The organism is Comamonas testosteroni (assembly GCF_000761245.1).
Classification (GTDB): Bacteria; Pseudomonadota; Gammaproteobacteria; order Burkholderiales; family Burkholderiaceae_C; genus Comamonas; species Comamonas testosteroni_C.
This window is the reverse complement of the sequence record NZ_AWOR01000063.1, coordinates 25,463-37,649: the sequence shown is the minus strand read 5'-3', so window position 1 is coordinate 37,649 and position 12,187 is coordinate 25,463. Positions and strand designations below refer to the sequence as shown.

Here is a 12,187-nt window from a genome sequence, read left to right as displayed (position 1 = left end):
GGCGCAGCCTTTGCAGGAGCAGCAGCCTTGGGGGCGGCAGTCTTGGTTGCAGCTGTTTTCTTCACAGCTTCAGCCTTGGGCGCGGCCGCCTTCTTGGCAGGGGTCTTTTTCTCGGTTGTGGCCTTGGCGGCCGTCTTCTTCGCAGTTGCCATCATTTTCTCCTTCGTTGATTTGCATAAGACGTCCGGCTCTTTGCAGTGCCGGACGATTCAAAGCGATGTGGAGTTACGCATCGCTAGGAACACAAATTTGCTTCACGCCAAAAATCTCAGTTTTTTGTAGCAATGAAGTGAAGCAAGTCATGACTCGCATTGTGCCTGCTTAGAAGCAATTAATCCCAAGAAAGTGCGCCTCCGGTCTGATACTCGATCACTCGTGTCTCAAAGAAGTTACGTTCTTTCTTCAAATCGATCATTTCGCTCATCCAGGGGAAGGGATTTTCTTCACCGGGGAACAGCTCCTCCAGACCGATCTGCGTGGCGCGACGGTTGGCGATGTAGCGCAGATAGCCCTTGAACATGGATGCATTCATGCCCAGCACACCGCGTGGCATGGTGTCCTCGGCATAGCGATATTCGAGCTCCACAGCCTTCTGGAACAGCTCCGTGATTTCCTGCTTGAACTCGGCCGTCCACAGATGGGGGTTCTCGAGCTTGAGCTGGTTGATCAGATCGATGCCGAAGTTGCAGTGCATGGACTCGTCGCGCAGGATGTACTGGTACTGCTCGGCAGCGCCTGTCATCTTGTTCTGGCGGCCCAGGGCCAGGATCTGCGTGAAGCCGACGTAGAAGAACAGGCCTTCCATCAGGCAGGCAAAAACGATCAGCGACTTCAGCAGAGTCTGGTCGGTTTCGGGCGTGCCGGTGTGGAAGTTGGGGTCCATGATCGCTTCGATGAAGGGGATCAGGAACTCGTCCTTGTCGCGGATGGATTGGACTTCGTTGTAGGCGTTGAAGATTTCCGATTCATCCAGGCCCAGCGATTCCACGATGTACTGGTAGGCGTGAGTGTGGATGGCTTCTTCGAAGGCCTGGCGCAGCAGGAACTGGCGGCACTCGGGCGCCGTGATGTGGCGGTAGGTGCCCAGCACGATGTTGTTGGCGGCCAGCGAGTCGGCCGTCACAAAGAAGCCCAGATTGCGCTTGACGATGCGGCGCTCATCTTCGGTCAGACCGTTGGGGTCCTTCCACAGCGCGATGTCGCGCGTCATGTTCACTTCCTGCGGCATCCAGTGGTTGGCGCAGGTGGCCAGATACTTTTCCCAGGCCCACTTGTACTTGAAGGGGACCAGCTGGTTCACGTCGGTCTTGGCGTTGATGATGCGCTTGTCGGCGGCATTCACGCGCTTGTGGGTGCTGGTGGACGCGCCGGCTTCTGCGCTGGTGGCGGAAGAGGCAAAGGTGTCGTCGTCAAAGCTCAGCATATTTATTCCTTCAAGGCAAAAGGCTGGGTGCAGTGCAATCGACATCCAGCTTTTCAATCATTTATTGATGGAGTGGCGCCACTCAAATATTGGCGCACTCTAAAGCGAGAGACACCGAGGAAGCGTCGCCGCGCACCGAGGGTGTCGTCCCCCTCCGGCGCTCAGCGCCAGAGAGGGGGGAAGGCGCGTAAGCGCCTCAGGGGGTGTTGCCAGTTATTGGCAGGCCTCGCAGCCTGGATCGTCAATCGCGCAGAACTTGATGTCCGTGGCAGGTGCCTGGGCACGGGCTGCGGCGGCGGCCGCTTCCAGTGCGCTGACCGCAGGCTTAGCAGCAGGTGCAGCCGAAGCGGCAGGAGCGCCGGAGGACACTGCGTTCAGCACACGGCTTTGCACGGTGGACTTCTCGATATTGGTCGCGCTGGTGGTGCGCAGGTAGTAGGTGGTCTTCAGACCGCGCAGCCAGGCCAGCATGTAGGTGTCGTGCAGCTTCTTGCCCGATGCACCGGCCATGTAGATGTTCAGGCTCTGGGCCTGGTCGATCCACTTCTGGCGGCGCGAGGCGGCTTCCACCAGCCATTCGGGCGAGACTTCGAACGCGGTGGCGTAGAGGTTCTTGATCTCTTGCGGCACGCGGTCGATGGCGCGCAGCGAGCCGTCGAAATGCTTGAGGTCCATGACCATCACGTCGTCCCACAGGCCCAGGCGCTTGAGGTCGCGCACCAGGTACTGGTTGATGACGGTGAATTCGCCAGACAGATTGGACTTCACGGACAGGTTGCCGAACGAAGGCTCGATCGAGGCATCCACACCCACGATGTTGGAGATGGTGGCGGTGGGCGCAATGGCCACGCAGTTGGAGTTGCGCATGCCGTCCTGGGCGATCTTGGCGCGCAGGGCATCCCAGTCCAGCTTGGCAGAGCGGTCCACTTCCACATAGCCGCCGCGAGCCTTTTCCAGCAGCTTCAGGGTGTCGGGGGGCAGGATGCCCTGATCCCACAGCGAGCCCTTGAAGGTGGAGTAGGTGCCGCGTTCCTTGGACAGCTCGGTCGATGCCCAGTAAGCGTAGTAGCAGATGGCTTCCATGGCTTCGTCGGCGAACTCGACGGCGCCCTGGCTGGCGTAGGCGGTGCGCATTTCATACAGCGCATCCTGGAAACCCATCAGGCCCATGCCCACGGGGCGGTGGCGCAGATTGGAGTCCTTGGCCTTTTGCACGGCGTAGTAGTTGATGTCGATCACGTTGTCCAGCATGCGCATGGCCGTGTTCACGGTCTTGCGCAGCTTGTCGTGGTCGATCTTGCCGTCCTTGATGTGCTGGACCAGGTTCACCGAGCCCAGGTTGCAGACCGCGGTTTCGGTGTCGCTGGTGTTGAGCGTGATCTCGGTGCACAGATTGGACGAGTGCACCACACCCACGTGCTGCTGGGGCGAGCGGATGTTGCAGGGGTCCTTGAAGGTGATCCAGGGATGGCCGGTCTCGAACAGCATCGAGAGCATCTTGCGCCACAGATCCACGGCAGGCACGCGCTTGAACAGCTTGAGCTCTCCGCTGTCGGTCTTGGCTTCATAGGCGGTGTAGGCCTTCTCGAAGGCTTCGCCGTACAGATCGTGCAGATCGGGAGCGTCGGCGGGCGAGAACAGGGTCCACTGGCCTGCTTCCATCACGCGCTTCATGAACAGGTCGGGAATCCAGTTCGCCGTGTTCATGTCGTGGGTGCGGCGGCGGTCGTCGCCGGTGTTCTTGCGCAGCTCCAGGAACTCTTCGATGTCCAGATGCCAGGATTCCAGATAGGTGCAGACCGCGCCCTTGCGCTTGCCGCCCTGGTTCACGGCGACGGCCGTGTCGTTGACCACCTTGAGGAAGGGAACCACGCCTTGCGATTCGCCGTTGGTGCCCTTGATGCGCGAGCCCAGGGCACGCACACGGGTCCAGTCATTGCCCAGGCCGCCGGCAAACTTGGACAGCAGCGCATTTTCCTTGATGGATTCGTAGATGCCGTCCAGGTCGTCGGGTACGGTGGTCAGGTAGCAGGACGACAGCTGCGAGCGCAGCGTGCCGCTGTTGAACAGCGTGGGAGTGGACGACATGAAGTCGAAGGACGACAGCAGCTCGTAGAACTCGATGGCACGGGCGTTGCGGTCGGGCTCGTTCAGCGCCAGGCCCATGGCCACGCGCATGAAGAAGGACTGGGGCAGCTCGATGCGGGTCTTGCGCACGTGCAGGAAGTAGCGGTCGTACAGGGTCTGCAGACCGAGGTAGTCGAACTGCTCGTCGCGCTCGGCCTTCAGGGCCTGGGCCAGACGGGGCAGGTCGTAGTTCAGCAGCTCGGGGTTGAGCAGCTCGTTGTCCACGCCTTTTTGCACAAAGCCGGGGAAGTAGTCGGCATAGGCGGCCTGCATTTCCGAGGGCTGCACGTCGCGGCCCATGACTTCGCGCACGATGGTGTGCAGCAGCAGGCGGGCGGTGACGTAGGTGTAGTCAGGGTCTTTTTCGATCAGCGTACGGGCGGCCAGGATGGATGCCTTGTAGACCTCGGCCAGAGGCACGCCGTCGTACAGATTGCGCAGGGTCTCGGCCACGATGGGCGCGGACTGGATGTCGGCATTCAGATGGCGGCAGGAAGCGACGATCAGGGCTTCCAGGCGCTCCTGGTCCAGCGGCACGCGCTGGCCGTTGTCGGTCACATGCAGCACGGGCTTGGTGGCGGCGGCAGCGGCGGTCACTTCGGCGACCTTCTTCTGCTCGGCACGCTCCTGGTTGCGGCGCTCGCGGTACAGCACATAGGCGCGGGCCACGTCCTGGTGACCGGCGCGCATCAGGCCCAGTTCGACCTGGTCCTGCACATCTTCGATATGGAAGGTGCCGCCATCGGGGCGCGAGCGCACCAGTGCGCGCACCACGCCGTCGGTGAGTTCGTTGACGGTGTCGCGCACGCTGGCGGAAGCCGCGCCTTGCGCTCCGCGCACGGCCAGGAAAGCCTTGGTCAGGGCCACGGCAATCTTCTGGGGCGCGAAAGCCACCACATCGCCGCTGCGGCGGATGATCTGATAGCTGTCATTGGGGGAGGAAGAATTGGCTGCACCGGCAGGTGCGGCAGAAGGCAGTGAGTTCAACGCTTCTTGCATAAGTTCCTCTGAGTCAGTATGTGGATAGGCAGACAAAGGCCTGCACTGCTGGCAGGCCATCAAAAACACGATTCGGCGCCTCGGTTTACACATGGTTTGCACAGGGTGTGCACAACTTGTAAACACTAGATATGGGGTCTGGGGCGCTTCAAAACACTACCGGTAGTGTATCGCGCTTAAATCCGAGCGACCTGATGAAACTACTGAATCTGGCATTTCGAGCGCCGCTTGACAGCCGCAAAAATGACTTCATCCCGCATGAATAAAGGCCTGTGGCGCGGTTGCGCGCGGCGTCAGATCGGGCCGGAAATATGTAAAAAATTTGCGTGTTTGATGCAGGCGACAGTTGTTGCGCGCGCGCCATTGACATGCCGTCTCGAAGACCCGCAACGATGGATGCCTGGGGTTCTCAAAAAGAGGAGCGCATAGCGCCTGTCAGTACAAGATTTCAGCTGCAAATATGTATGAAATCGAGTGCTGAAAGGAGGTAGGTGCTATGAAGATTTCAGGCTGCGCCTGAGGCTGCAGGACTGGGGGGGAATTCCCAGCTGCGCGTGCCGTCTGTGCTGCCCAGCTGCTGCTGCAGCCACTGCCAGTCAAAGCCCGGGCCGGGGTCCTGCTTGCGCCCGGGCGCGACGTGCTCGTGTCCGGCGATGTAGTGCACGGGATAGTGCGCCGCGATGGCTATGCAAAGCTGCTGCAGGGCCTGGTACTGCGCAGCCTCAAAGCTCAGGCCTTCCAGGCCTTCGAGTTCAATGCCGATGGAGTCGTCGTTGCAGCGCTCGCGCCCGCGCCACTGGCTCACGCCGGCATGCCAGGCGCGGTCGTCGCAGCTGACGAACTGCCAGATCTCGCCATGACGCGTGATGAAGAAATGTGACGAGACTTCGAGGCCGCGAATGCCCTGGTAATAAGGATGGGCGTCCCAGTCCAGCTGGTTGGTGAACAACTGCTGCACCGCGCCTGTGCCGTACTGGCCCGGAGGCAGGCTGATGGAGTGGACGATGACGAGGTCGATCTGCGCATCCCCGGGGCGAGGGCCGAAATTGGGAGATCTCAGGTGACGCGCGGCACCATACCAGCCGGCCTGCCAAGGCTGCTGTGGCAGTGGCAAGGATGGAGCATGAGGTGCGGGATCAGACATTGTCGCTCTGGTGTTTGCTGCCTTCGGCCGGCAGGTCTATGCCCAGGCGGTCGATGCGGTAGCGAATCTGGCGCAGGCTGATGCCAAGTCTTGCCGCTGTGGCTGTGCGGTTGAAGCCGTTGTCCTGCAGGGCTCTGACCAAAATGCTGCGCTCCTGATCATCAAGCCAGCCTTGCAGATCTTGCGGCAGCGTGGCCGGACTGCCTGCGTGCCGAGCTTGCGGCGGCGCGCTCGATGCCCAAGCGTCCGAGGAAGCGGCTGCCGCCGCACCAGCGTCCTCGGTCGGCACGCCGGATTCGGGCAGACGCAGCGGGCCTTCCTCGCCCAGTGCAATGGCGCGGTGCAGCACGTTCTCCAGCTCGCGCACATTGCCAGGCAGCGGGAGCCGGGCTATCTGGCTGAGGCTGATGTCGTCCAGCTCCGGCGTAGCCAGTCCGGACTCGCGGGCCAGCTTTTGCAGCAAAGCCTGGCATAGCTGGCCCAGGTCTTCACGGCGCTCGCGCAGCGCGGGCAGCTCGATTTCGATGACATTGAGACGGTAGAACAGATCCTGGCGGAAATTGCCTGCCTGCACTTGCGCTCCCAGATCGCGGTGGGTGGCGCTGACGATGCGCACATCGACGGCTTCTTCCTGGGTGCTGCCCAGCGGACGAATCTTGCGCTCCTGAATGGCGCGCAGCAGCTTGGCCTGCATGGCCAGGGGCAGGTCGCCGATTTCATCGAGAAACAAGGTGCCGCCCTGTGCGGCCTGGAAGTAGCCGGGCCTGTCCTGCGTGGCGCCGGTGTAGGAGCCCTTGCGGGCGCCGAAGAACTCGGCTTCGAGCAGGTTTTCCGGGATGGCGCCGCAGTTGACCGCGACCATGGGGCCGTCGGCCCGCTGGCTGCAGCCGTGCAGGGCGCGTGCCACCAGTTCCTTGCCCGTGCCGGATTCACCCTGGATCAGCACGGGAGCCATGCCTTTGGCGACCTTGGCAATGCGCTGTTTGACCAGTTGCATGGCATGGGACTGGCCAACCAGCGCCTCCAGGGCGCCAGGTTGCGTTGCCGCCCCTGTGCCGCTGGCGGCCGAGCTGCCGCTGGTCTGCGAGCTGCCGGGCTTGGGCACTGCGCCAATGCCTTGCACGGCCGATGCCACGACCTGGCGGAACTGGCGCAGGTCCACGGGCTTGGTCAGATAGTCGAACGCGCCCGCGCGCAGGGCCTCGACGGCGTTTTCGGCAGAGCCGTAGGCCGTCATGACGATGCAGCGCTCGCTGCGCGATTGGTCGCGCAGCTGCAGCAGCAGCTCCATGCCGATCCCGTCGGGCAGGCGCATATCGGTAATCAGGACATCGAAATTGCGGCCTTGCAACTGAGCCATGCCTTCCTGGACCGAGCCCGCAGTTTCCACGCGGTAGCCTTCCCGCAGCAGGGTCAGCTCGTAGAGCGTGCGCAGATCCGGTTCATCATCGACCACGAGAATGCTGGCCGCTGCGGATGAGTGAGGCAATGATGTCACTGGGCTTACACCATGATCGAGTCAAACAGAGAGTGGCTTGCGAGGGATGAAGGGCCGCTGCGCAGAGTCACGATAAAGGCATTGCCGTTCACATCGCCTTGCGGTGTGTTGCGAGCCAGGCGTTGATAGCTGATGGTGGCATCGTAGCGCTGGCACAGCTCGCGACATATATAGAGTCCTAGGCCGCTGGAGCGGCTTTGAGAGGAGAAGAAGGGCTCGAACAGATGGCGTTCGACGCTGGACTCCAGCGGCGCTCCATCACTCCAGACCATGAACCAGCAGGTGTCGTCCTGCGGTGCGAGACCCTGGATCTGACCGTTCAAGGGCCCGTGGCCGCTGATCAACTGCAGGCCCGCTTCATTGCCGGCATGGCTGCGGTGGCGCTGGGCATTGTCCAGCAAGTTGATCAGCACGCGGCGCAGATGCTCTTCATCGAACAGGATATGGCGGGCCGTTGCATTGAGCCGCAGCACAAGCTGGCGCGGCGGCGCGGCCTGTATGCGCCATTCATGGCTGATCTGGGCCAGCAAGGTGTCCAGCGGCAGCGACTGGCCCTGATGGGATTCTGCGCCCTGCTGCACGCGTGCCAGGTTGAGGATTTCTTCGGCGATACGGGCCAGACGGTCGGCGTTCTGTCCCACGATGCGGCATAGCTGCTGGGGGCCGGGCTGGCTCGCCAGGTCTTCGGCCAGCAGCGCATTGGCCTGGGTGATGGCTGCGAGCGGGTTGCGTATTTCATGAGCCACGGCAGCCGACATACGGCCCATGGAGGCCAGCTTTTCGGTGCGCAGCTGCGCTTCCATCTCGCGCAGGTCGTGCAGAAACATGACGCAAAGCGAGTGGCTGGCTTGCGCCTGAGGACCCTCGTCCAGATAGGGCGCCGAAACTTCGGTGATGCGTGTGCGCACATGCATGCCGGTGGCACCGCGTCGTTCATGGGCCTGCAGGTGAATCGTGGCGGACAGCGGGCGGGCATGGGCAAAGCTGGCTTGTGTTGAATGCGCCAGAGGCTCCCACCAGCTATGGGCCTGCAGGGAAAAAGGCTGGGGATGATCTATGGGCAGGCCCAGCAGCTGCAATGCGGCCGGGTTGGCCTGCAGAACCTGCAAGCTCGAGTCCACCACCAGCACGCCGTCTGAGAAGTGGTTGATCACCAGACTGTTGACCTGCTCCTGGGTCTGGGTGCGCAAGCGGTTGAACAGGGCCTGGGAGCGCTCGCGCCGGACACGCTTGGCCAGCTCGTGCGTGAGATAGGCCACGCAGAAGTAGCCGGCGCAGGAAAAAGCCGTCTGGTAGTAAGACTGGGCGCCGTCGTTGAGCCCGCCATGGTATTGCCAGAAGGTGTAGGCCAGCGTCAGCAGCGTGATGCAGGCCGTGGTGCCAAAGGCCAGCATCAGTCCGCCCAGCGCCGAGGAGATCAGGACGGGAATGGCCAGCAGCGCGGTGTAGTTGAGCGAGCTGACCTGAAAGATCTGCAGCAAAAAGATCGCCGCAATGTCGACGCCGATCACGGGCAGCCATTGCAGGGCTGCGCGAGGTGCTGGCAAATGACGTCCGGCAGCCAGGCGCAGCACGACGGTCAGCGTCAGATAGGTCAAGCAGATCAGCCAGGCCAGGGGGGAGCTGATGTTTTGCAGCTGCAGATTCAGCGTCTGCAGCAGGACCAGGGCCAGCGCCAGCAGCACGCGGCCGCTGAGAAAGGCCTGCCACAGGCGTACGAACGGGGCGTTGAGGCTGGCGTCTGCGCGCCGGCTGATGGCCGCATCCAGCGGGATGGCGGTGTGCTGCCAGGGCGAGGCGGAGTTCACCATGCGGTCAGTGGCGCTCAGTGTCTTGCTGGGCCAGGCGGCGGTGTTCTGCGCTGCAGAAGATCTTGCCCGAGGCGTCGCTCACGGCGTCAGCCTGCGGCAGGTGAAGGCCGCAGTGAGCGCAAGCCACCATGGACTGTGCGTGCTTTTGGGGGCTGGCAGGCCTGGCCTGCTCGGCCACTTCAGCGCGACGTTTGCTGCGCCAGATTCCGACAGCCACCACCACGACCAGCAGGACCAGCAAATACTTCATGCTGCGCGCTCCAGCAGGACTTCAATCACAAAGCGCGAGCCGACATAGGCCAGCAGCAAAAAGATGGCGCCGATATAAAGAACACGTACGGCGCTTTGGCCGCGCCAGCCGAATCGCTTGCGCCCGAACAGCAGCACGGCAAATGCCAGCCAGGACAGCAGGGAGAAAACGGATTTGTGATTCCACACCCATGCCTTGCCATAGAGCTGCTCGCCAAACAGCCAGCCTGCGGCCAGTGTGGCTGTCAGCAGCACAAAGCCCGCTCCGACAAAACGGAAGGTCAGCCGCTCCAGCGTCAGCAGCGGTAGCCCGCTGTCATGGTCGCCGCCCTGGCGCATCTGCCGCTCGGCATGGCTCATCAGCGCGCCATGAACGACGGCTGCGGCAAACAGACCGTAGGAAGCAATACCCAGGGCCAGATGCAGCGGCAGCCAGGGCGAGGCGTTGACGTGCAGCGGTGTGCCGGGGAACACCACGGCCAGAAGCACGGCCACGCTTCCCAGGATGGACAGCGGCCAGCGCGAGCGCAGCTGCGGGTACAGCTGCTGCTCCACCACATAGACGGTCAGCACCAGCCAGGCAGTGATCGAGAGTGCGGGAGCAAAGCCGAAGCGCGGCAGCTCGCCAAGCAAACCCCAGCCCAGCAGCAGGGCATGCAGTGCCCAGGCCAGGCGCAGGCAGCGACGGGCACCGGCTTCTTGCAGGTGCTGGGTGGCAAGTGCCGGAATGGCGTAGGCAATGGCTGCTGCCATGGCCAGGATCCAGCCAATGGGGCCAGCTGCAGTGAGCGGTTGGGAGAGCATGCTTTGTATGATAGTGCCGCTGGCCCGCACTCATCTTTTGCAGGCCGCTGCCGTCCGTCAATTTTGCGCATAAAGCGCTGCCTGAGCCCGGTCAGGAGCGCTTGCAGAGCAGATCGTCGACTTTTGAGCCCGCTCTTCAAGGATTTTCTGCGGCCAGGCGATGTCTCCAGCCTTCCCGCCCAGCAGGCCGGTCCTGCGCCAGGAGCAAGGACTTGCAGGAGCGCTCGATTCGGGCCCATTCAGGTTCATTCGGCTCCATTCAGCTCCATTCAGGACTGGCCTGGTCTCTTTTTCGAGGGCGCTGTGGAGCACAGCGCAGCGGCGCTGCACGCCTGAGGCAGATCACGGACAAGCCTGCGGGGCATCGTCAATTAAGGGCAGCGGGTAAAATGCCTGTTCATGCAGCTTCGCCTCGCCTCGCCTGGGTCCGCAAGCTGCCCGGAGAGTCGTGCTGCTCGCTTGCGCACGACTGCCGTCCATTCATAACTTTCGAATGCTTTTTGCTTATGGCCTCCGCACTCACCGATAAACTCTCGCGCCTTGTCAAAGAGATGCGCGGCCAGGCCCGCATCACCGAGTCCAATGTGCAGGACATGCTGCGCGAAGTGCGCATGGCCTTGCTGGAGGCCGACGTGGCTCTGCCCGTGGTGCGCGACTTCATTGCCCGCGTCAAGGAAAAGGCGCTGGGCCAGGAAGTCATCAGCTCGCTGCAGCCCGGCCAGGTGCTGGTGTCCATCGTCAACAAGGAGTTGGCGGCGACCATGGGTGAGGGCGTGGCCGACATCAACCTCAATGCACAGCCTCCCGCCGTCATTTTGATGGCCGGTCTGCAAGGCGCCGGCAAGACCACCACCACGGCCAAGCTGGCCAAGCATCTGATCGAAAAGCGCAAGAAAAAGGTGCTCACGGTCTCGGGTGACGTGTACCGCCCCGCGGCCATCGAGCAGCTCAAGACCGTGACGGCCCAGGCTGGCGCCGAGTGGTTTCCCTCCACGCCCGACCAGAAGCCCCACGATATCGCCGTGGCCGCGATTGATTACGCCAAAAGGCATTTCTTCGATGTGCTGCTGGTGGATACGGCCGGCCGTCTGGCCATCGACGAGCTGCTGATGGCCGAAATCAAGGATTTGCACGCCACGCTCAAGCCCGTCGAAACCCTGTTCGTGGTCGATGCCATGCAGGGCCAGGATGCGATCAACACCGCCAAGGCCTTCAAGGAAGCTCTGCCGCTGACCGGTATCGTTCTGACCAAGCTCGACGGCGATTCGCGCGGCGGTGCGGCCCTGTCGGTGCGCCAGATCACAGGAGCGCCGATCAAGTTTGCCGGTGTCTCGGAAAAGATCGACGGCCTGGAAGTCTTCGATGCCGACCGCCACGCACAGCGCGTGCTGGGCATGGGCGACATCGTGGCCCTGGTCGAGCAGGTCACCAAGGGCGTGGACATGGAAGCCGCGCAGAAGATGGCCGAGAAGCTCAAGAGCGGCGACGGCTTCGACCTCAACGACTTTCTGGCCCAGCTGCAGCAGATGAAGCAGATGGGCGGTCTCTCGACCCTGATGGACAAGCTGCCTGCCGAGCTGGCCGGCAAGGCCGGTCAGGTCGATATGGACAAGGCCGAGCGCGAGATCAAGCGCAAGGAAGGCATCATCTGCTCCATGACCTTCAAGGAACGCAAGAACCCCGCCGTGATCAAGGCCACGCGCAAAAAGCGTATCGCCGACGGCGCCGGCGTGCAGGTGCAGGAAGTCAACCGCCTGCTCAAGGAGTTCGAGCAGATGCAGACCATGATGAAGAAGTTCAAGGGCGGCGGTCTGATGAAGATGATGAAGAAGATGGGCGGCATGAAGGCCATGAAGGGCATGATGGGCGGCGGCGGCATGCCCAAGCTGCCGTTCTGATATTTGATCCCCCTGAGCCGCTGCGCGGCCTCCCCCGGCCGGGCGCCCCCAAGGGGGACGACAGCCTCGCTGCGCGGCGGCGCGGCCGGCATAGGCTCTTGCTCGCTGTCCCTGTGTTGGGGTGTGCTTGGTTTGAGATCAGCGATCTATAAAAAGTGAGCTGCTGACGCAGATCAGATTTGAGTTTGGATGAGAAATACATCTGAATCATTGATCTGGCAGGCGTTGGCAGCT

The 12,187-nt window shown here is 62.4% G+C and carries 8 protein-coding genes and 1 pseudogene; 2 read left to right on the top strand and 7 right to left on the bottom strand.

From position 1 onward, the window contains the following. Positions 1-282: pseudogene (locus tag P353_RS29315) on the top strand (hypothetical protein); the annotation flags it as partial. 49 nt (positions 283-331) lie between these two features. On the opposite strand, the gene P353_RS18320 reads toward P353_RS29315, so the two are convergent. The 7 genes from P353_RS18320 to P353_RS18290 all read right to left on the bottom strand — a co-directional run bounded on the left by P353_RS18320 (position 332) and on the right by P353_RS18290 (position 10,055). After that, positions 332-1,423 carry a ribonucleotide-diphosphate reductase subunit beta gene (locus P353_RS18320; protein WP_003070968.1) on the bottom strand — a complete coding sequence of 364 codons (1,092 nt, stop codon included), beginning with the start codon at positions 1,421-1,423 and terminating at the stop codon, positions 332-334. Positions 1,424-1,636: 213 nt separating this feature from the next. Beyond that, a complete protein-coding gene (locus P353_RS18315) occupies positions 1,637-4,549 on the bottom strand; it encodes a ribonucleoside-diphosphate reductase subunit alpha (RefSeq protein ID WP_034372659.1) in 2,913 nt (970 codons plus the stop codon). A 505-nt stretch (positions 4,550-5,054) separates the two neighbouring features. Continuing rightward, positions 5,055-5,693: a 1,6-anhydro-N-acetylmuramyl-L-alanine amidase AmpD gene (gene ampD / locus P353_RS18310; RefSeq protein ID WP_034372656.1), complete on the bottom strand. Its 639-nt coding sequence runs from the start codon at positions 5,691-5,693 to the stop codon at positions 5,055-5,057. Then, positions 5,686-7,149 carry a sigma-54-dependent transcriptional regulator gene (locus tag P353_RS18305; RefSeq protein ID WP_198529099.1) on the bottom strand — a complete coding sequence of 488 codons (1,464 nt, stop codon included), beginning with the start codon at positions 7,147-7,149 and terminating at the stop codon, positions 5,686-5,688. The genes ampD and P353_RS18305 overlap by 8 nt, the downstream gene beginning before the upstream one ends. A 47-nt stretch (positions 7,150-7,196) precedes the next feature. After that, a complete protein-coding gene (locus P353_RS18300) occupies positions 7,197-9,002 on the bottom strand; it encodes a sensor histidine kinase (protein ID WP_034372650.1) in 1,806 nt (601 codons plus the stop codon). A 4-nt stretch (positions 9,003-9,006) separates the two neighbouring features. Then, entirely contained in the window at positions 9,007-9,252 is a 246-nt protein-coding gene (locus tag P353_RS18295; protein WP_034372647.1) for a PP0621 family protein, read from the bottom strand. Next, the gene (locus P353_RS18290; RefSeq protein WP_034372644.1) at positions 9,249-10,055 is read right to left on the bottom strand and encodes a cytochrome C assembly family protein; all 807 of its coding nucleotides are present in this window, start codon (positions 10,053-10,055) and stop codon (positions 9,249-9,251) included. The genes P353_RS18295 and P353_RS18290 overlap by 4 nt, the downstream gene beginning before the upstream one ends. A gap of 506 nt (positions 10,056-10,561) precedes the next feature. Here P353_RS18290 and ffh point away from each other — a divergent pair. Then, positions 10,562-11,953, top strand: coding sequence for a signal recognition particle protein (ffh, locus tag P353_RS18285; RefSeq protein WP_034372641.1), 1,392 nt, complete (start codon positions 10,562-10,564; stop codon positions 11,951-11,953). Positions 11,954-12,187 lie beyond the last annotated feature (234 nt).

Excerpts from the sequence above, each read along its gene's own strand:
- P353_RS18320 (WP_003070968.1), bottom strand. The coding sequence starts at position 1,423 with ATGCTGAGCTTTGACGACGACACCTTTGCCTCTTCCGCCACCAGCGCA.
- P353_RS18315 (WP_034372659.1), bottom strand. The coding sequence starts at position 4,549 with ATGCAAGAAGCGTTGAACTCACTGCCTTCTGCCGCACCTGCCGGTGCA.
- ampD (WP_034372656.1), bottom strand. The coding sequence starts at position 5,693 with ATGTCTGATCCCGCACCTCATGCTCCATCCTTGCCACTGCCACAGCAG.
- P353_RS18300 (WP_034372650.1), bottom strand. The coding sequence starts at position 9,002 with ATGGTGAACTCCGCCTCGCCCTGGCAGCACACCGCCATCCCGCTGGAT.
- P353_RS18295 (WP_034372647.1), bottom strand. The coding sequence starts at position 9,252 with ATGAAGTATTTGCTGGTCCTGCTGGTCGTGGTGGTGGCTGTCGGAATC.
- P353_RS18290 (WP_034372644.1), bottom strand. The coding sequence starts at position 10,055 with ATGCTCTCCCAACCGCTCACTGCAGCTGGCCCCATTGGCTGGATCCTG.
- ffh (WP_034372641.1), top strand. The coding sequence starts at position 10,562 with ATGGCCTCCGCACTCACCGATAAACTCTCGCGCCTTGTCAAAGAGATG.